This is a genomic window from Halomonas sp. 18071143 (genome assembly GCF_019211725.1).
Lineage (GTDB): Bacteria > Pseudomonadota > Gammaproteobacteria > Pseudomonadales > Halomonadaceae > Vreelandella > Vreelandella stevensii.
Genome location: NZ_CP078120.1, coordinates 694,510 through 712,949 on the forward strand (window position 1 = coordinate 694,510; position 18,440 = coordinate 712,949).

An 18,440-nucleotide genomic window follows, 5' to 3' on the forward strand; every position below is an offset into this window, starting at 1 on the left:
AGTGTGCATGCGCATTTTGCCCGGGTGCGGCCACTCGCTTGATGATGCAGGTCAAGATCCGGCCTAGATTCTAGCGCAGCCGAGGCATAAGCTGAACACGCCAATGGATGTAACGCTGAATTAACAGGAGTTGCCGTTGTCTCACTACGCTGGTTTGGGGTTCGAATGCCTGACTCCAGAGGCATTATCGGAAAAGGTTGCCAGCCCCGCTGTTCAGCGCTTTAACGTGGAAGGTTATGGGCCGGTGAGCGTTTATGGCCTGCCCATGCAGGGCCGTGTGCTGCTGATGCACGGCGCTGGCGCCGGGCACTTATCCGACTTCATGCGTCAATTTGCCGCGACGCTGTCGCAGAATGAGGTGCAGGTATGGGCCATCGATCTGCCCTACATGCAGCAAATGAACGAGCAGGGCAAGCGCCGCCCGCCACCGCCCGTGCTGAAAAGCGTGGCCTGTGTCACTCGTTGGTATTCTCTAATCGCGCCGCTGAATCCGCTTCCTTTGTGGGTGGGCGGCAAGTCCATGGGCGGACGCCTGGCGTCGTTGTTTGCCAGTGAGCAGCCGTGCCCGGGCGTGATTGCCGTGGGGTACCCGTTTCATCCGCCGAAAAAACCGGACATGCTGCGTACAGAGCACTTTGCGTCGTTGAGCTGTCCAATGCTGGTCATTCAGGGGGAGCGAGATCCTTTTGGCACCCGTACGGAGGTGGAAAGCTACTCTCTGCCCGCTAGTGTACGGGTCGAATGGCTGGCCGAGGGGGACCATGATTTCACACCACGCAAATTATCCGGCCTCGAACAAAAGGTTTTGATTGACGAGGCGGCCCGGATTGCGGCATCCTTCGTCCGCGCTCAGGGAGTGGAAGTCGGTGATACGTGCAGCACACTGGTTTAAATGCAAAATTTAAACGTCTTGTGTTGACATTTGAACAGGCTTCTGTAGAATGCAGCGCCACGTGACCAGCGGGTGGTTAGCTCAGTTGGGAGAGCACCAGCCTTACAAGCTGGGGGTCACTGGTTCGAACCCAGTACCACCCACCATTGACATGGTGCCCTGGAAACGTAAGCAGCAAGTGATGCATTTGTGGACCGGTAGTTCAGTCGGTTAGAATGCCGGCCTGTCACGCCGGAGGTCGCGAGTTCGAGTCTCGTCCGGTCCGCCATCATCGCTCAATGCTGCAAACCTGTTATCGTAATTCGGACCGGTAGTTCAGTCGGTTAGAATGCCGGCCTGTCACGCCGGAGGTCGCGAGTTCGAGTCTCGTCCGGTCCGCCACGATAACTTGAAGTAGTCGATTGATCAGCCAACGGCTATCAATGATCGGGTGGTTAGCTCAGTTGGGAGAGCACCAGCCTTACAAGCTGGGGGTCACTGGTTCGAACCCAGTACCACCCACCATTCAAGCAGCGTGCATAGCGACTGAACCGCTTTGACAACGCCCTTGCACTGGCCTTGAAGTGCCTTAACGTGGACCGGTAGTTCAGTCGGTTAGAATGCCGGCCTGTCACGCCGGAGGTCGCGAGTTCGAGTCTCGTCCGGTCCGCCATTAAGCACTTATCGGTTATTCATGTGCATGCAAGCACGTCGATAAAACCGAACACATTCCAAAAGCCCGGATCCTTGATCCGGGCTTTTTTGTCGTTTCTATTTCCAGATGCCTATGTTCAGGCGCGCATGACGCCGTTTGTCACGGCGTCATGCGGTGCTCAGTGGTCAGGCGATAGCGCTGACACCGGCTTTGGCGATCTGGACGTCCTGGTCCGGCTTGACGCCAGAAATCCCCACGGCACCCACGACCTGGCCATCCACGATGATCGGTACGCCGCCGGACAGCAGCCCCTGCAGCGGTGCCGAGACAAACGCCGTACGGCCACCGTTAATCATCTCCTCGAAGATTTGCGTCTCTTTGCGGCCGAGCGCTGCGCTGCGCGCTTTTTGGGTCGCTACTTCGGCGCTGAACGGGGCAGCGCCATCCAGACGGCGCAGGGCCAGCAGGTGGCCGCCATCGTCGGTGACGGCAATGGTCACGGGCCAGCTGTTGTTGTCGGCTTCTTGCTGTGCGGCGTCCAGTACTTGAATAACGTCGGCTTGGCCCAGAACGGCTTTGGTTTGCATCAAAGTATCCTTCTTATCATGGGGGGTGAGGCGCGGCGCCTGACGGGCAAGGCGTGATGCCAGGGGCCGCGAGTATCGAGGTTATACCAGGGCAGCGTCGACGACTTCTACCCAGTGGCGGACTGGCGTGCGATTGGCACTGGCCAGATGCGTCTGACAGCCGATATTGGCGGTCACGATCACTTCGGGGTTGCCTGCTTCCAGAGCATTGAGTTTGTTGTCGCGCAGCTGGGTGGCGAGCTCCGGCTGCGTCACCGAGTAGGTGCCTGCCGAACCGCAGCACAGGTGGGCATCCTTGACCGGGGCCAGCGTAAAGCCGAGTTTGCCCAGCACGCTTTCCACCGCGCCGTTGAGCTTCTGGGCATGCTGCAACGTACAGGGGCAGTGGAATGCCAGACGCTGATGCTCCTTGAGCTGCAGGGCCTCCAAAGGCTCGTCGCGCAGAATCTCGACGATATCCCTGGCCAGTGCGCTGACGCGCTGGGCCTTTGCCGCGTAGGCAGGGTCGTCCTTGAGCATGTCGGCATACTCTTTGACGAAGGCGCCGCAGCCGCTGGCGGTTTGCACGATGGCTTCGGCCCCTTGCTCGATGTGAGGCCACCAAGCGTCGATATTGGCGCGCATGCGCTGGCGACCGGCTTCCTGTGCATTGAGGTGGAAATCGATGGCACCGCAGCAGCCCGCTTCGCTGATCGGTGTGACGCTGATGCCCAGGCGGTCGAGCAAGCGAGCCGTCGCCGCATTGGTGTTGGGCGAGAGACCAGGCTGCACACAGCCTTCCAGGATCAATACCTTGCGCGTATGGCGCTGGCTGTCGGGGCGTTGACCTGCATCCACCGGAGCGGGCGGCATTTTGCTGCGCAGCTTGCCAGGCACCAGCGGTTTGAAGGTTTGCCCCAGACTCAGCAGCGCCTTGAAGCGCTTGGGGTCCACCAGCATTTTACGCAGGGCGTAGCGTTGGGCGCGTTCGGCGGCTGAGCGGGGCACGCGGCGCTCGATCTCGGCACGTCCTATATCCAGCAGCTTGTGATACTCGACGCCCGAGGGGCAGGTGGTTTCACAGTTGCGGCAGGTCAGGCAGCGGTCGAGGTGCAGGCGAGTCTCTTCGGTGACTTGGTCATCGTCATCGCGGCTCTCCAGCAGCTCTTTCATCAGGTAGATACGCCCGCGTGGCCCGTCTCGCTCATCGCCCAGCAGCTGGTAAGTGGGGCAGGTGGCGTTACAAAAGCCGCAGTGTACGCAGGTGCGCAGAATGCGCTCGGCTTCCTGAATATGCGGTTTCTGGCGGTCGGCATCGGTAAAGTGCGTCTGCATGTCAGCTCTCCTGATTAAAATGCCGCATAAAGACGACCAGGATTGAAAATGCCGTGGGCATCCAGTTCGGCCTTCAGGTTGCGATGATACTTTTCCACGACTGAATTCAGTGGCGTGAACGGTGACTCCGCACCGCCCTGATGATGCGGGGTGTAGCAGGTGGCGTGGCCGCCTGCCTGCTGGCAGGCATCGCGCAGGGTTTGCGCGGGCAGTGGGGTTTTCACCCAGCGCTGGCTGCCGCCCCAGTCGTAGAAGATATCGCTTTCATCGACGGCCAGTGCCAACGGCGGTGTATGGGGGGGTAGCGACAGGCGCCACAGAGCTTGGCCCTCGGCCAGGTTGAAAAAGGCGTGCTGCAGGTCGCGTAGCTGCTGCCAGAAGTCTGCCGAGAGGGCGTCGCCGCCCAGCCGCTCCCTGGTCGCCTTGACCGAGCTTTCGCCGCCTTCCAGGCGGATGAACAGCTCGCCCGCGTGCCAGGCTGCGGCGGTGATCGGCAGCGGCTGGCGGCCCAGCTCGGAGAGCTTCGCCAGGGCGTCTTCCAGACCCATGGAAAGGCGCAAGCTATGGCTGGCGGTGGGAATCGGCAGCACCTTGAAAGAGATATCGGCCAGTACGCCCAGCGTGCCCTGGGCGCCGGTCATCATGCGGGAGAGATCGTAGCCCGCCACGTTCTTCATGACTTCGCCGCCAAAGCGCAGCAGTTTGCCTTCCTGAGTGATCACCCGCGTGCCCAGCACGAAATCCCTGGCAGCCCCGGCCCAGGGGCGACGGGGGCCGGACATGCCAGTGGCGACCGCACCGCCAATGGTGCTGGCTTCGCCAAAGATCGGTGGCTCGAAAGGCAGCATCTGATGCTTCTCGGCAAGTGCTGCGTTCAGCGCGTCAAGCCGTGTGCCGGCCCGCACGGTCACCACCAGCTCCAGGGGGTCGTAGGAGACGATGCCGCGATGGGCCGCGACATTGAGCTCCACGCCTTCTACCGGGCGGCCATAGAAAGCCCGAGTGTTTCCCGCCACGATGCGTAGCGGGGTGCGCTCGGCGTAGGCGCTGCGCACCTGTTCGCACAGTTCAGCGGCGATATCCTGGTCAGCGTGTATCGCTAGTTCGGTCATGGTCGGTCCTTGTGGCATCAGAAGCGTGGCAGCTCCGGATGCGGTAACTCGTTGTTATGTACATGCATGGCGCCAAATTCAGCGCAGCGCGCCAGGGTCGGAATGTTCTTCCCCGGGTTGAGTAGCCGTTGCGGGTCGAAGGCCGCTTTCAGAGCGTGAAAGACCGTCAGTTCGTCGGGCTGAAACTGGCTGCACATCTGATTGATCTTCTCGCGCCCTACGCCGTGCTCGCCGGTAATCGAGCCTCCTGCGGCAACGCACAGCTCCAGGATCTTGCCACCAACGTCTTCCGCCAGGGACAGCTCACCCTCTTTGTTGGCATCGAACAGAATCAGCGGGTGCATATTGCCATCGCCCGCGTGAAACACGTTGGCCACGGCCAGGCCACTCTCCTCGGAAAGCGCGGCAATGCCCTTGAGTACCCGGGGCAGCTCGCGGCGGGGAATGGTGCCATCCATGCAGTAGTAGTCCGGTGACATGCGGCCTACCGCCGGGAAGGCGTTCTTGCGCCCGGCCCAGAATTTGGCGCGCTCGGCTTCGTCCCGGGCCTGTTGAATATGGGTGGCTCCGGCCGCTTCCAGTACGCGGCGCACGGTCTCACAGTCGTCGTCCACGTCTGCTTCGACGCCGTCCAACTCGCAGAGCAGAATGGCTTCGGCATCCACTGGATAGCCCGCCTTGATGAAGTCTTCTGCGGCCTGAATGGCGAGCTTGTCCATCATTTCCAGGCCACCGGGAATGATCCCTGCGGCAATGATGTCACCCACTGCGCGGCCTGCCTTTTCGATATCGTCGAAGCTGGCCATGAGGACCTTGGCGGTTTCCGGTTTGGGCAACAGCTTGACGGTAATCTCCGTGACCACCCCCAGCATGCCTTCGGAGCCATTCATCAGCGCGAGCAGATCAAAGCCTGGCGCATCCAGCGCTTCGGAGCCCAGCGTCATGTGCTCGCCTTCGATGGTCAGTACGTCCACGCGCAGTACGTTGTGCACGGTCAGGCCATACTTGAGGCAGTGCACACCACCGGCATTTTCGGCGACGTTACCGCCAATGGAGCAGGCAATCTGGGAAGACGGGTCGGGCGCGTAATACAGGCCATAGGGCGCCGCCGCCTCGGAAATCGCCAGGTTGCGAACGCCGGGTTGTACCCTGGCCAGACGGGCATCGGGGTCGACGCTGATGATCTGATTGAAGCGCGACATGACCAGCAGCACGCCTTGCTCCAGGGGCAGGGCGCCGCCGGAAAGCCCGGTGCCCGCGCCGCGGGTCACCACCGGCACGCCCAGGGCGTGACAGCGCTTGAGCAGGCCTTCCACCTGGGCCAGCGTTTCCGGCAGGGCGACCAGCATGGGCAGCACCCGATAAGCCGCCAGGCCATCGCATTCGAATGGGCGCAGGTCTTCTTCGCGGTGCAGCAGGGTCAAGGTAGGCACAGCGCTTTGCAGGTCGCTGAGCACCTCGGCTTTATCACGGTGGACGAGCTCGCCATCGAGGCGCTCGTCGAACAGGATATTCATCGCGACATCCTTCATTTTTATCGTTGAACAGAGCAGCAGGTTGCCGCCGCTTGACGCCAATCTGAGCTTTTTTCAGGCGCCTGTCCAGCCTGTGGTGCAGTGGTCTGACCAGTAATTGGTCGATAGTCGCAAGGTTCATGGCATACTCACCCCAAACAGCTACTTGGTCTTACCGCCAGGAGGCGTTATGGCTCAAGCAGAGAGGAGGGCAAGTGGTACTCAACAACGACGACATCGCCGCGGGCAAACGCACGCCCGAGCACGTGGCGGCCAGGCTGGAAGAGCTGATTCTCGAGGGAGTCTTTCGACCGGGGCAACTGCTGCCTTCCGAGCGGCGGCTATGTGAGCGTCTGGGCGTTTCTCGTGCCTCCCTGCGTGAGGGGCTGAGGATCTTGCGCAGCAAGGGCATCATCAACACTCGCCAGGGCCATGGTTCCACCGTGGCGTCCCTGTTGCCGAGCCAACACCAGAGCCCGCTGATGCATCTGTTTCGTGACCATCCGCGGACGCTGTTCGACTTGCTGGAAGTGCGCGCGCTGCTGGAAGGCGAGTCGGCCTATCTGGCGGCTCGGCGTGGCACGTCCATGGACCGCGTGCTGATCACACGCCGCTATCGTGACATGGCCGAATACGCTGCCCAGACGGATACCCTGGAAGTCGAGCAGTTGGCGCGACTGGACCACGCGTTTCATCTGGCCATCTCCCAGGCCTCCCACAACCCCGTACTGGTGCATACGCTGCAGGGGCTGACCGATCTGCTGCTCAGCTCGGTCTTTGCATCGGTCAAGCACCTCTACCACCGGCCCGGCCCCAGAGAGATGATCAATCAACAGCACGCACGCCTGCATGACTCGGTAGTCAGCGGCCACGCCGAGCAGGCGCGGCAGATTGCGCTGGAGCACCTCACCAGCATCAGTGAATTGCTGAGAGAGCTGGAGGCGGAGCACGATCGCCTGGAGCGCTCCGCCATGCGCCTGGAACAGTGGCAGTAATCGTGACACTCTTCATGAGCGAATAACCAACAAAAGGAGCGTTACGTGGCCATCTATCAATTTGGCGAGCATCGGCCCGCTATTCATGAAGACGTATACATTGCCGACACGGCGGACGTCATCGGTCAGGTTACCCTGAAGGCACGCGCCAGCGTGTGGTATCAGGCGGTACTGCGCGGCGACAGCGATCATCTGGAAATCGGTGAAGAGAGCAACATTCAGGATGGCGCCGTACTGCACGCGGACCCCGGCTACCCGCTGAAGGTGGGAAAGGGGGTGACCGTCGGGCACCAGGCGATGCTGCATGGCTGTACCGTGGGGGATGGCTGCTTGATCGGCATTCAGGCGGTCGTGCTCAACGGCGCCGTGATTGGCGAGAACAGCCTGGTAGGCGCAGGGGCCTTCATCAAGGAAGGGGCGGTCTTTCCGCCAAACTCGCTGATTGTCGGCTCACCTGCCAAAGTGGTCAGGGAGCTGTCGGCAGAGGCGGTGGAAGCGCTGAAGCTGAATGCACAAAGCTATGTGATACGAGGCCAGCAACACGCTGACTCGCTCAAGCGCATCGATTGAGTCTGACTGAAACTGAAAACGCCCGCCCCCAGGCATGGCCTGAGGGTGGGCGAGGTGGTCTGATCCGAACTGAGGTTACATCAGCGGGTCAGTGATACCCAGCACGTAGAACGCGATCAGCGCGATGATGCCGGTGAATACCAGGTAGTAGATGGTCGGAATGATCGTTTTACGAATCGTGGTGCCTTCGCGACCCAGCAGGCCAACGGTTGCCGAGGCGGCGACCACGTTGTGAATCGCGATCATGTTACCCGCTGCAGCACCCACCGCTTGAAGGGCGACCATGACGGCGGTTGAGAGTCCCAGGGTTTGCGCAATGCTGAACTGGAACTCGGCCAGCATCAGGTTGGAAACCGTATTGGAACCGGCGATGAAAGCGCCCATGGCGCCCACGGCGGGAGCAAAGAAGGGATAGACACCACCCACGCCGTTGGCGACAGCCTGGGCCATCATGACGGGCATGGAGACCAGGTCTGCGCCATTGACGCCCGAGTTGATCAGGATGCGCACCATCGGCACGGTGAAGATGAGTACGAAACCCGCACCAAAAATGGTTTTGGTGGACTCTGAAACCGCAGCGCTCATCTGACGCGGGTTCATCTTGTGCAGGAAGTAGGTGATGAACACCACGGCCAGAATGATGCCGCCCGGCAGATAGAGCGGCTGGAGGCCGCCGCTGACGCCTGCTTCACCGAAGATGTTGGCCCAGTTCAGGTTCACGGAAGTCAGTGCCACACGCAGGGGCTCGACGGTACGGGAGGCCACCAGGAAGATCGCCAGCAGTACATAGGGGATCCAGCCTTTGAGCGTCGAAATCGGCGTCTTGCCTACCACGTCATCCAGCTTGATCTGCAGATTGCCGATCCACTCGTCCGGCCAGGAGGTGGCTTCCGGGAAATCCCAGGTGTCTTTCGGCAGCAGGAACCCTTTACGCGCGGCGGGTACGACAATGGCCAGACCGACCATGGCACCGATCATCGAGGGGAACTCTGGCCCCAGGAAGACGCCTACCAGCATGTAAGGTACGACGAACGCGATGCCCGTGAAAATGGCGAACGGAGCAATGGACAGTCCCTCTTTCCAGGAGCGGTTGGCGCCAAAGAAGCGCACCATGATCAGCACTAGAATCAACGGCATGAGGATACCCACGATGCCGTGAGTGATCGCCGTGGTGCTGGTGACCTGTTGGAAGAAGGCTTCCCAGGTGGAGCCGTTGGCTTCCAGCTGCGCCGTGATACCGGCACGGTCCAGGCCGCTGCCTACGCCCACTACAATCGGGGTGCCCACTGCGCCAAACGATACCGGGGTCGACTGAATCATCATGCCTACCACGACGGCTGCCAGCGCCGGGAAGCCCAGGGCGACCATCAGCGGTGCAGCCACGGCGGCAGGAGTACCAAAGCCTGAAGCACCTTCGATAAAGCAGCCAAACAGCCACGCGACGATCAGCGCCTGCACACGACGGTCCGGGCTGATGCCTGAAAAGCCGTTACGAATGGCCGTGATGCCACCGGAGTGCTTGAGGGTGTTCAGCAGCAGGATGGCGCCAAAGATGATCCACAGCAGGCCAGCGGTCTGGATCAACCCTTGAACGGTGGATGCCGCGACACGGCTGAACGACATGTCCCATGCGGTCAGGCCGATAATGGCGGCGGTGAAGAAAACGATCGGCATCGCTATCTTGGCGGGGATTTTAAAGCCTATGAGCAATATCCCTGCCAGCAACAGCGGCAGAAATGCCAGAAGAGCTAATATATTTTCATTCATGGGAGGAACGGCCCCTTGTTATTGATTTGGTATGCTCCGCGAAAGCCAACGCATCATTTTCAATGATAGTTGGGACAGCGTGAAAGATACGGTCAGGCGCCCGGAATGACTATGTTGGAAAATTGGTCTTACCAGTGAAGAGGGCTTTTTTTATCCTGGTTCATGGCATTTTTTTAGTATCAAGTAGTTGTTATTCATTGCTTTTTTAATGCTTTTAGAAAGCCCCGTGACGATATTGTTATTAGACTAATAGACAGTTCAGTGACAGCGGAAAAAGGCAGTACACAGAGAAGGGCACTCTATGCCTATCGCAGGGACTGTGACAACGTAGCGCGTAGGCGCAATCTTTACTTCTTTTCAGGAGTCGTTCGACCATGGCCATCACGCTTTATGATTTGTGCGGTCGCGATGATCGCTTGAGATTTTCTCCCTACTGCTGGCGCGTGCGCATGGCGCTGGCCCACAAAGGGCTGGCATACACTACGGTGGCCTGGCGGTTTCAGCAGAAAGAGGCGCTGGCATTTGCCCACTACGACAAGGTGCCGGTGTTGACCGATGGCGACACGGTGGTCACCGACAGCTTCGATATCCTGCGCTACCTGGATACCACTTACCCTGAGGCGCCGGTGCTGGGCGATGGGCTGGGCTTGCAGCGTGTCACGCTATTCAAGCAACTGGTGGACCGCAGCATTACGCCCGCGCTGTTTCGTATCGTGGTGCTGGATCTGCTGGAAGCCATCCACCCGGAGGATCGGGAGTACTTCCGCACCACCCGTGAAGCGCGCTTTGGGGCCAGCCTCGAGGCGGTTCACGACCCTGAGAAAGGCCGCCAGCAACTGCATCAGGCGCTGGTGCCCGTCAGTGCACAACTCAAGGAAACCCCTTTCCTCGATGGTGACTCCCCCGCTGGGGCAGATTACCTGCTGTTCGGCAGCATGATGTGGGCCTATAGCGTCTCGACCGAAACGCTGGTGGAGGAGCGTGACCCCGTGGCCGGCTGGTTCCAGCGCATGCTGGCGGTGCACGATGGCGTGGCGGGCAAGGCCATGACCATTCGTGATCTATACTAGGCTAAGCGGTACTCGCCGCTGACACTCACAGGCAACATGAAGGGCCACACCCCTGTATGGGCACGCCCTTCATGGACAAGGAGATGGCAATGATTGACCTGTATTACTGGACAACGCCCAACGGCCACAAAATCTCCATCATGCTTGAAGAAGCGAAGCTCGCCTATCGTGTAAAGCCCATCAATATCGGGCGGGGCGATCAGTTCGACCCCGAATTCCTGGCCATTGCCCCCAATAATCGCATTCCTGCCATCGTCGACCATGCCCCGCGCGACGGGGGGCAGCCCATGGCGCTGTTCGAATCAGGGGCGATTCTGGAGTACCTGGCAGACAAGAGCGGTCAGTTCCTGCCAGCAGAAGGGCGCGAGCGCTATGTGGTACTGCAGTGGCTGCACTGGCAGATGGGTGGGCTAGGCCCCATGGCCGGGCAAAATCACCACTTCTGCCACTATGCGCCCCACAAGATCGACTACGCCATCGAGCGCTACGTGCGTGAAACCAATCGGCTTTATAGCGTACTGGATCAGCGTCTTTCCCAGCAACACTATGTGGGCGGCGACCGTTACTCGATTGCCGACATGGCTATCTACCCGTGGATCGTGCCCTGGGAAAAACAGCGCCAGACGCTGGAGGAGTTTCCCGACCTGGAGCGCTGGTTCGAAGAGCTTTCCCAGCGTCCCGCCATTCGCAAAGCCTATGCATTGGTCGAGGATGTGAACCCCCAGGCAGGTGCGCCCATGGATGACCTGGCGCGTAAGCACTTGTTCGGTAACCGCTAGTAATGATTAACCGCGAGTGAGCTATTGGCCGTGCGAGTGAGGCGTGGGTGATGGTGAAAAAAATCATGTTGCGATGCACAAAAAGCGCTGCTAGCTTTGATATTAGCAACGGCAACCGCCCATCAAGATGCGCCGTTGAGCGCATCGTACCGCTAGCTCACTCAAGGAGATTTAGTGATGAACAAGACAGCAGAAAAAACCAGCCAGCAGTTTGAGTCCGTGTTTGTTTCCCCCATGCGCTCTTACACACTGGCAGCGCTGGACTACTACGAGCAGCTGGTCGGCGCTCAAATGGATGCTGCACGCGCCTATTCCGACATGACCATCGCCCAGGCGCGCACCTGGCTCGACGTCAAGGACGCCGATAGCTTCAAGAAAGCCATGGAAAGCCAGCAGAAAGCGGCCAGCGACATGATGGAGCGCATGAAAGGTGACTCCGAAAAAGTGACCTCTATCAGCCAGGGCTTCCTGCAGGAAAGTCAGAAAATGGCGGAAGAGACCACCAAGAAAGCAGCCGATACTGCCAAATCGTAACGGTTGCTCCATGAAAATGCCGCGCCCTGAAGCGCGGCATTTTTTTATCCGAAGAGCGGGCATTAGGTGGCGTCGCCTGCACGCGCTCTCAGCCGAAACCGTGCAATCCTGATGATTTGCTCGATGGCCGTTTTTCTTTCTTGTACCGGATCGTTGTTCAACCGCTTTTCAAAGGCCTCCAGAATGGCATAGCGGTCCAGGCCCTTGACGGCAATCACGAAGGGAAAGCCAAATTTTTCCTGATAGGCGGCGTTCAACTGCTCGAAGCGGGCAAACTCTTCCGGTGAACACTGATCGAGCCCAGCACCGGCCTGTTCGCTGGTAGAGTCGTGGGTCAGCTCCCCGGCCAGCGCGGCTTTGCCGGCCAGATCAGGGTGTGCCTGAATGACGGCCGTCTGCTGCTCGGGAGATGCCTGTTGAAGCATCTTGCCCATCAGTTCGGCCAGCGCATCCGGGGCGTCGTGAGTCTCTTCCAGGCCGTGTTGCCAGGCGGCCTTGGCCACCCAGGGAGAGTGTTCATAGACATCGCCATAGTGTGCCACGAAGGTTTCCAGGCTGCTTTGGCTCGGGACAGGGGACAGTCGCAAAGGCGTTTCAGTCGGCACAAGGGTTCTCCAAGCGTGCGAAAAGGGAATTGCTGTATACAATAAATAGCATCAACGGTACTCTTTGACCAATAGGTCAAACCTGCCAACAACACCAATAACCCTGCCAATATGAGGAGTGACGATGGGACGCTTGACTACCCACGTGCTGGATACCGCCAAAGGGCAGCCCGGTCAGGGCATCATCATCGAGGTCTTTCGGTTGACCGGTGGCCAGCGCGAGCCGTTAGCGACCACCGTCACCAACAGCGACGGCCGCTGTGATGCGCCGCTGTTGGAAGGCGAGGCGCTGACCGCTGGCGAATATGAGCTAGTGTTCCATGCGGGAGACTATTTACGCCAGCAGGGGGTCGAGGCTGCCGAGCCCCGCTTCCTGGACGTCATCCCGCTGCGCTTTGGCGTGGCCGATGCCAGCCAGCACTACCACGTACCGCTGCTGCTCTCGCCGTATGGCTACTCGACCTATCGCGGTAGCTGAGGGGGCTTCACATGCAAGCGTACACTATCGAATTTGCCAACCTGCTGCTGCGCTGGCTCCACGTGATTGCCGCCATTGCCTGGATCGGAGAGTCGATCTATTTCGTCATGCTGGATAACAGCCTGCGCACGCCCAAGGCTCAGGAAGATCGTGACAAGGGCGTGTTTGGTGAGATGTGGGCGGTGCATGGCGGTGGTTTCTATCATAACCAGAAATACGCCACGGCCCCTGCCAAGCTCCCCAACGACCTGCACTGGTCGTTCTGGAAAGCCTACACCACATGGCTCTCTGGCTTTGCGCTGTTCGTCATTCTTTATATGGTCAATCCGGGCTTCTACCTGGTCAACTCCAACAGCAACTGGGCCTGGGCGGCCAACCTCACCGGTTGGCAAGCCAACCTGCTGGCATTGGGCTTCCTGCTGGGCGGCTGGGTGGTCTATAACGAGCTTTGCAAGCGTATCAGCCCGGATATGCAGCGTGACGGCCTGCTGAGCATTGCCGTGGCGGTGATGATGGTGGTCGTGGCGTATTTGAGCACCCAGATGTTCACCGGGCGGGCCGCCTTTCTGCTCACCGGGGCCGTCATGGCCACGGCCATGTCGGCCAACGTCTTCTTCTGGATCATTCCCGGCCAGCGCCGCATGGTCAAGGCCATGAAAGCCGGAGAGGCCCCCAACCCGCTAGATGGCAAGCGCGGCAAGCAGCGCTCGGTGCACAACACCTACTTCACGCTGCCGGTGGTGCTGCTGATGGTGAGTAATCACTACTCTTTTCTTTACTCCCATGAGCAGGCCTGGATCGTCATGGCCTTGTTCATCTTTGCTGGCGCGCTGATTCGTCAGTTCTTCGTGCTGATGCATGCGGGCAAGGTCCAGCCTGCCTATCCTGCGATAGGCGTAGGGCTCATTCTGCTGGCGTTCTGGGTAGCGGCCCCCAGCCCACGCGCCGCCGTGGAAAGTACCGGCGCGGCCCCCGATCAGGCTCAGGTCACCGCTCTGGTGGAGCAGCACTGCACCCTGTGTCATGCGCGTAACCCTGAGCACGCCGGGTTCTCCGCGCCACCTGCGGGCTACGCCTTCGATCACTGGGAAGAGATACTGGGCCACAAGGCGCAGATTCAGCGGGTCGTCGACACTCGCTACATGCCGCTGGGCAATATCACCAACATGAGTGACGAAGAGCGCGATATCATAGCGGCCTGGGAGGAGTAAATCGGTTCGCAGAGAGGAGACCCCATGAGCGAAGCGCAGACGGCGTTGAAACGGCGGCCCACGGAAAAAGAGGGTGACGAGCGCCACGAAGCCATTTACCGGGCAGTGAGCGATGCCATCGTGGAGCAACGCCTCAAGCCGGGTGCCCGGCTGCGCGAAGATGCCCTGGCAGAGGTGTTTGGCATCAGCCGCACGGGGATCCGTAAAATCCTGCAGCGGCTGGCGCTGGAGCAACTGGTGACCCTGACGCCGCGCCGTGGGGCCAGCGTGACGCGCCCTACCGCCGATGAAGCCAAGGACGTGTTCGATGCACGCCAGCTCATCGAGTGCGGCCTGATGCCCGACGTGGCAAGGCGCATGGATGCCAAGGCGGCTGCCGAGCTGCGAGACATGGCCAGGCAGGAGCGACAGGCCCTGCGCAGCGGCCAGCAAAGCGTGGCCATCCGTCTCTCGGCCGATTTCCACGTGCGCCTGGCGCAGCTCTCCGGCAACGCCACCCTGGCGGAATTCGTCGAGCGCCTCTGCTCGCGCTCTTCACTGATCCTCGCCGTATATGGGCATCGCGGCCACCTGGGCTGCGAGTCCCACGATCATGACGACCTGATCGGCTACCTGGAAGCAGGCAATGGCGAACGTGCCAAGGCCTTCATGAGCCGTCACCTCAAGGCCATCGAAGCGTCGCTGTCCATGGTCGAGGAGGAAGAAAATGTGCCGGACTTGCAGCAGATTTTTGGCGCATAGCGACGATAGTGCACAGCTCGATTGCCGCCAGCAGAAAAAACGCCACCGGAGACGATCCGGTGGCGTTGCTGAGACAGGCGCTCCTGCCGCGCTGGCGGACCGGCTTAATGAGCCCGCTGCTCAGCCAGCGTCGGCGCTGCCTTGAACTGCTTCATTAGCCCGTAGTAGAACACTCCCCCCAGGCCTGCACCAATCAACCACCCGAAGCCGTCGAGGCCGCTCAGGGCGGGGACGATGACGGTGGAGAGCGAGAATAGCGCGGCACCGCCAAAGGCCAGAAGGGCCCGGGTGTTCCAGCCGAACAGCGTCGCCGACACCATGCTGAGGGCACCGGCCCCAATCCAGCTCTGAAAGCCATACCACACGATGGCAGGCACGGCGCGCCCCAGCCCGGGGATACGCGTTCCGGTGAACCCAAAGGCGCTGCGCGCCTGCACCATGAACGGAATGCCGTGCTTGTATCCGGCGGCGCCATTGATGGCCAGCGCCACGCCGATCACAAAGCAGCCGATGGCGATGGCCAGCGTGGCTTGCAGCAAGTTGAGCGTGCCCACCACGCTGGAGCCCATGGCGAAGGTGTCAATCGACACGCAGCCACCAAACCAGACAAGAAGTTTCCGTCATGGCCGCCGTGGTATTGGGGTTGATCAGACGTATATGCACGTTTGGATGCTCTTGTGTGAACAATATTTTCTATCTTGTATACAAAAATAGGGCGGTTGTTAGCCAAGTGCAAGGGGCTAATGCACTTGATGCTCTCGATATGGGTTGACCAATCGTTCAGGTTTCAATAGCCTGGCTCAGCAGGGGCCGTCAAAGCGTCGAGAACTCAAATGATTAGCCCTGCGCTGCATTGCAGGCGCTGGTTAAAATGACTATTTTGTATACAAACTAAAATGCGCTGCCTCGCTAAAGGAGCCCGACCATGTCTTCCCATTACCCGCGTGACCTGATTGGCTACGGCCAAACGCCCCCTCATGCCCAGTGGCCCAACGGCGCCAAAATAGCCGTGCAGTTCGTACTCAACTACGAAGAGGGCGCGGAGAATTGCGTGCTTCACGGGGATGCGGGGTCCGAGCAGTTCCTTTCCGAGATCATCGGGGCAGCCAGCTATCCCGACCGCCACCTGAGCATGGAGTCCATCTACGAGTACGGCTCGCGAGCTGGCGTGTGGCGCATTCTGCGCGAATTTGAGCGTCGTGGGCTGCCGCTCACCGTGTTTGGGGTGGCCATGGCGCTGGAGCGCCACCCGGAGGTGGCGCAGGCGTTCAAGGAGCTGGGCCATGAAGTGGCCTGTCACGGCTACCGCTGGATTCACTATCAGGAAACGCCCGAGCACGTAGAGCGCGAGCACCTGCAAAAAGCCATGGAGATTTTCCAGCGTCTGTACGGTGAGAAGCCACAAGGCTGGTACACCGGCCGCGATAGTCCCAATACGCGGCGCCTGATATTGGATGAAGGCGGGTTTCTCTACGACAGCGATTACTACGGCGACGACCTGCCCTTCTGGACCCGCGTGAGCGACAGCCAGGGCGCCGAGCACCAGCATCTGGTGGTGCCCTACACCCTGGATACCAATGACATGCGTTTTGCGGCGCCGCAGGGGTTCAATACCGCCGACCACTTCTTTACCTACCTGCGCGACGCCTTTGATGTACTGTATGCCGAAGGGGAGGAGGCGCCGAAAATGCTTTCGATTGGCATGCACTGCCGGTTGCTGGGCCGCCCGGGCCGTTTCCGTGCGCTTCAGCGCTTTCTGGACCATATCGAAGCGCATGATCGAGTATGGGTCGCCCGCCGGGTCGATATCGCTCGTCACTGGGCCGAACACCACCCCGCACCGACTCAGTAACCCAAGGATGCGATAGGACACCATGACGCCCCACATAGGACAACGGATTGCCGCCCAATTCGATGCGCTGACGGCTGCCCAGCAGATCGTGGTCATGGGGTTTCGCAACAGCTATCCGCTGGCGTTACATCTGCGCCAGCAGTTGATTCAGGCGCGTGGGCGAGTACGCCTGGCGCCTCAGCTTCTGGGATATTTTGCGCAACCTGCTGCTGGCGGCCCGCTGGACCGTGGTGCTGTCGTTGATCGCCTTTATCGGAGGGGCCACGGCGGCGCTGGGGTACCCCGTGTCTGCCTGGCTCGGTATAAGCTTCCGGTCAGTGCCCTATTCTCGTATACAAAAAATGTCAGGGAGGCCCCCATGCCAGCCAATTACTATGCGCCCACCGGCGGACACCCGCCGCAAACTCAGTTGACCGCCGACCGTGCCGTTTTCACGGAAGCCTATGCGCTGATCCCCAAAGGGGTGATGCGCGATATCGTGACCAGCAACCTGCCTTTCTGGGAAGGCACGCGGCTGTGGGTATTGGCGCGTCCGCTGTCCGGGTTTGCAGAGACGTTCTCTCAATACATCATGGAAGTGCAGCCCGAGGGCGGCAGCGACAAGCCTGAGCTGGACCTTCAGGCAGAAGGGGTGCTGTTCATCGTGGAAGGAGAGCTGACGCTGACATTGGCTGGCGAGCGTCATCTCATGGGCCCTGGCGGCTACGCCTTCATTCCCCCCGGCAGCCACTGGCAGGTTCGAAACGAGTCCCGCGAGCCGGTGCGCTTCCATTGGGTGCGCAAGGCCTATGAGTTCGTCGAGGGGCTGGACGTACCGCCGGCCTTCGTCACCAACGAGCAGGAGATCGCACCGATCGAGATGCCGGGCACGGAAGGGCGCTGGGCAACGACGCGCTTTGTCGAACCTGGCGATGTGCGCCACGACATGCACGTCAACATCGTGACGTTCCAGCCCGGTGGCGTGATTCCGTTCGACGAAACCCACGTGATGGAGCACGGGCTCTACGTGCTGGAAGGCAAGGCGGTCTATCACCTCAACCAGCAGTGGGTAGAAGTGGAAGCGGGGGACTTCATGTGGCTACGGGCGTTCTGCCCTCAAGCCTGTTATGCGGGTGGGCCTGGCCCGTTCCGTTATCTGCTGTACAAGGATGTGAATCGTCACGCGGCGTTGCGCCTTGGCGCTCGCTAACGCTGGCGCACAAGCACACTGAACTCCAGGAGCCATCATGCTGACACTCGAAGCAACACCCCTGACACAAGCCGCATTTGAACCATTTGGCGAGGTGCTCGATGCGCGTACCTCGCCATCGTTTCCGATCAACGCAGGGCGTACCCAGCGGCATCACGATCTGGCGCGGGTCGAGACGCTGGGCGACAACCCGCGCACCCTGGTGAGCATCTTTGTCAGCCAGCCGGTGTCGCTGCCGTTGACGCTGACGTTTCTGGAACGCCACCCGCTGGGCAGCCAGGCTTTCATGCCGCTGCACGAAGAGCGTTTCATCGTGGTGGTCGCCCCGCCCGGCGACACCATCGCGCCCCAGGACGTTCGGGCCTTCGTGACGGATGGCCGCCAGGGGGTGAACTACCGAGCAGGCACCTGGCACGCCATTCAGTCGGTGCTGGAGCGTGAAGGCGAGTTTCTCGTGGTGGACCGCGGTGGAGATGGCAACAACTGTGACGAGTACCCGCTGTCCTTGTGCGTGCACGTGGCGCCGTAATCGCCGACATTGGCCGTTGCAACAAGTACATGCGAGTGTCATCTTGCTTGGGGTATGCTGATACGCG

18 protein-coding genes, 5 tRNA genes and 2 pseudogenes are annotated in these 18,440 nt (G+C 60.3%); 18 read left to right on the top strand and 7 right to left on the bottom strand.

Annotation, left to right across the window (positions count from 1 at the left end; genetic code table 11):
- The first annotated feature begins 136 nt into the window (after window positions 1-136).
- The 6 genes from KVY02_RS03360 to KVY02_RS03385 all read left to right on the top strand — a co-directional run bounded on the left by KVY02_RS03360 (window position 137) and on the right by KVY02_RS03385 (window position 1,544).
- On the top strand, window positions 137-892 hold the full coding sequence (locus tag KVY02_RS03360) for an alpha/beta fold hydrolase (RefSeq protein WP_218314357.1): 756 nt from the start codon (window positions 137-139) through the stop codon (window positions 890-892).
- A 70-nt stretch (window positions 893-962) separates the two neighbouring features.
- Window positions 963-1,038: transfer RNA gene (locus KVY02_RS03365), tRNA-Val, on the top strand.
- Window positions 1,039-1,083: 45 nt separating this feature from the next.
- Window positions 1,084-1,160, top strand: a tRNA-Asp gene (locus KVY02_RS03370).
- A gap of 36 nt (window positions 1,161-1,196) precedes the next feature.
- Window positions 1,197-1,273 (top strand) — tRNA-Asp (locus KVY02_RS03375).
- A gap of 47 nt (window positions 1,274-1,320) precedes the next feature.
- Window positions 1,321-1,396, top strand: a tRNA-Val gene (locus KVY02_RS03380).
- Between the two features lie 71 nt (window positions 1,397-1,467).
- Window positions 1,468-1,544 (top strand) — tRNA-Asp (locus KVY02_RS03385).
- Between the two features lie 167 nt (window positions 1,545-1,711).
- On the opposite strand, the gene KVY02_RS03390 is transcribed toward KVY02_RS03385, so the two are convergent.
- The 4 genes from KVY02_RS03390 to glcD form a co-directional block, all read right to left on the bottom strand.
- The gene (locus tag KVY02_RS03390; protein WP_039175367.1) at window positions 1,712-2,113 is read right to left on the bottom strand and encodes a heme-binding protein; all 402 of its coding nucleotides are present in this window, start codon (window positions 2,111-2,113) and stop codon (window positions 1,712-1,714) included.
- Between the two features lie 81 nt (window positions 2,114-2,194).
- Complete coding sequence (gene glcF, locus KVY02_RS03395; RefSeq protein WP_081136278.1) at window positions 2,195-3,427, bottom strand: glycolate oxidase subunit GlcF; 1,233 nt, start codon at window positions 3,425-3,427, stop codon at window positions 2,195-2,197.
- Between the two features lie 14 nt (window positions 3,428-3,441).
- Window positions 3,442-4,539 carry a glycolate oxidase subunit GlcE gene (gene glcE, locus KVY02_RS03400; RefSeq protein WP_218314359.1) on the bottom strand — a complete coding sequence of 366 codons (1,098 nt, stop codon included), beginning with the start codon at window positions 4,537-4,539 and terminating at the stop codon, window positions 3,442-3,444.
- Between the two features lie 17 nt (window positions 4,540-4,556).
- Window positions 4,557-6,056 (bottom strand): glycolate oxidase subunit GlcD, encoded by a 1,500-nt coding sequence (gene glcD / locus KVY02_RS03405; RefSeq protein WP_218314370.1) that lies wholly within the window; start codon window positions 6,054-6,056, stop codon window positions 4,557-4,559.
- Between the two features lie 212 nt (window positions 6,057-6,268).
- Between glcD and glcC the strand changes: the two genes are divergently transcribed.
- Both glcC and KVY02_RS03415 read left to right on the top strand, forming a co-directional pair.
- Window positions 6,269-7,048, top strand: a complete 780-nt coding sequence (glcC, locus tag KVY02_RS03410; protein ID WP_081136273.1) for a transcriptional regulator GlcC — start codon at window positions 6,269-6,271, stop codon at window positions 7,046-7,048.
- A gap of 45 nt (window positions 7,049-7,093) precedes the next feature.
- On the top strand, window positions 7,094-7,618 hold the full coding sequence (locus KVY02_RS03415; protein ID WP_016916196.1) for a gamma carbonic anhydrase family protein: 525 nt from the start codon (window positions 7,094-7,096) through the stop codon (window positions 7,616-7,618).
- Window positions 7,619-7,693: 75 nt separating this feature from the next.
- Here the strand turns inward: KVY02_RS03415 and KVY02_RS03420 are convergent, their stop codons facing one another.
- A complete protein-coding gene (locus KVY02_RS03420) occupies window positions 7,694-9,385 on the bottom strand; it encodes an L-lactate permease (protein WP_218314371.1) in 1,692 nt (563 codons plus the stop codon).
- Window positions 9,386-9,759: 374 nt separating this feature from the next.
- Between KVY02_RS03420 and KVY02_RS03425 the strand changes: the two genes are divergently transcribed.
- The 3 genes from KVY02_RS03425 (at window position 9,760) to KVY02_RS03435 (ending at window position 11,768) form a co-directional block, all read left to right on the top strand.
- Window positions 9,760-10,455 carry a glutathione S-transferase N-terminal domain-containing protein gene (locus tag KVY02_RS03425; RefSeq protein WP_039175399.1) on the top strand — a complete coding sequence of 232 codons (696 nt, stop codon included), beginning with the start codon at window positions 9,760-9,762 and terminating at the stop codon, window positions 10,453-10,455.
- A gap of 89 nt (window positions 10,456-10,544) precedes the next feature.
- Complete coding sequence (locus KVY02_RS03430; RefSeq protein ID WP_081192624.1) at window positions 10,545-11,234, top strand: glutathione binding-like protein; 690 nt, start codon at window positions 10,545-10,547, stop codon at window positions 11,232-11,234.
- 177 nt (window positions 11,235-11,411) lie between these two features.
- Window positions 11,412-11,768: a phasin family protein gene (locus tag KVY02_RS03435; RefSeq protein WP_016916200.1), complete on the top strand. Its 357-nt coding sequence runs from the start codon at window positions 11,412-11,414 to the stop codon at window positions 11,766-11,768.
- Window positions 11,769-11,830: 62 nt separating this feature from the next.
- Here the strand turns inward: KVY02_RS03435 and uraD are convergent, their stop codons facing one another.
- Window positions 11,831-12,373 (bottom strand): 2-oxo-4-hydroxy-4-carboxy-5-ureidoimidazoline decarboxylase, encoded by a 543-nt coding sequence (gene uraD / locus KVY02_RS03440; RefSeq protein WP_081136267.1) that lies wholly within the window; start codon window positions 12,371-12,373, stop codon window positions 11,831-11,833.
- Between the two features lie 124 nt (window positions 12,374-12,497).
- Here uraD and uraH point away from each other — a divergent pair, with 124 nt between their 5' ends.
- From uraH to KVY02_RS03455, 3 genes are read left to right on the top strand one after another with little or no spacing between them, the layout of a single operon-like run.
- Complete coding sequence (uraH, locus tag KVY02_RS03445) at window positions 12,498-12,851, top strand: hydroxyisourate hydrolase (RefSeq protein WP_081136265.1); 354 nt, start codon at window positions 12,498-12,500, stop codon at window positions 12,849-12,851.
- Window positions 12,852-12,862: 11 nt separating this feature from the next.
- A complete protein-coding gene (locus KVY02_RS03450) occupies window positions 12,863-14,062 on the top strand; it encodes a urate hydroxylase PuuD (protein ID WP_081136262.1) in 1,200 nt (399 codons plus the stop codon).
- Between the two features lie 24 nt (window positions 14,063-14,086).
- Window positions 14,087-14,803: a GntR family transcriptional regulator gene (locus KVY02_RS03455; protein WP_016916204.1), complete on the top strand. Its 717-nt coding sequence runs from the start codon at window positions 14,087-14,089 to the stop codon at window positions 14,801-14,803.
- A gap of 290 nt (window positions 14,804-15,093) precedes the next feature.
- Here the strand turns inward: KVY02_RS03455 and KVY02_RS03460 are convergent.
- Window positions 15,094-15,393, bottom strand: a pseudogene (locus tag KVY02_RS03460) (cytosine permease); the annotation flags it as partial.
- A gap of 335 nt (window positions 15,394-15,728) precedes the next feature.
- Here KVY02_RS03460 and puuE point away from each other — a divergent pair.
- The 4 genes and pseudogenes from puuE to KVY02_RS03480 all read left to right on the top strand — a co-directional run bounded on the left by puuE (window position 15,729) and on the right by KVY02_RS03480 (window position 18,373).
- Window positions 15,729-16,655: an allantoinase PuuE gene (gene puuE / locus KVY02_RS03465; RefSeq protein WP_039175422.1), complete on the top strand. Its 927-nt coding sequence runs from the start codon at window positions 15,729-15,731 to the stop codon at window positions 16,653-16,655.
- A gap of 82 nt (window positions 16,656-16,737) precedes the next feature.
- Window positions 16,738-16,836, top strand: a pseudogene (locus tag KVY02_RS03470) (MurR/RpiR family transcriptional regulator); the annotation flags it as partial.
- Between the two features lie 177 nt (window positions 16,837-17,013).
- On the top strand, window positions 17,014-17,844 hold the full coding sequence (locus KVY02_RS03475) for a bifunctional allantoicase/(S)-ureidoglycine aminohydrolase (protein WP_218315035.1): 831 nt from the start codon (window positions 17,014-17,016) through the stop codon (window positions 17,842-17,844).
- A 37-nt stretch (window positions 17,845-17,881) separates the two neighbouring features.
- A complete protein-coding gene (locus KVY02_RS03480) occupies window positions 17,882-18,373 on the top strand; it encodes an ureidoglycolate lyase (protein WP_218314373.1) in 492 nt (163 codons plus the stop codon).
- Window positions 18,374-18,440 lie beyond the last annotated feature (67 nt).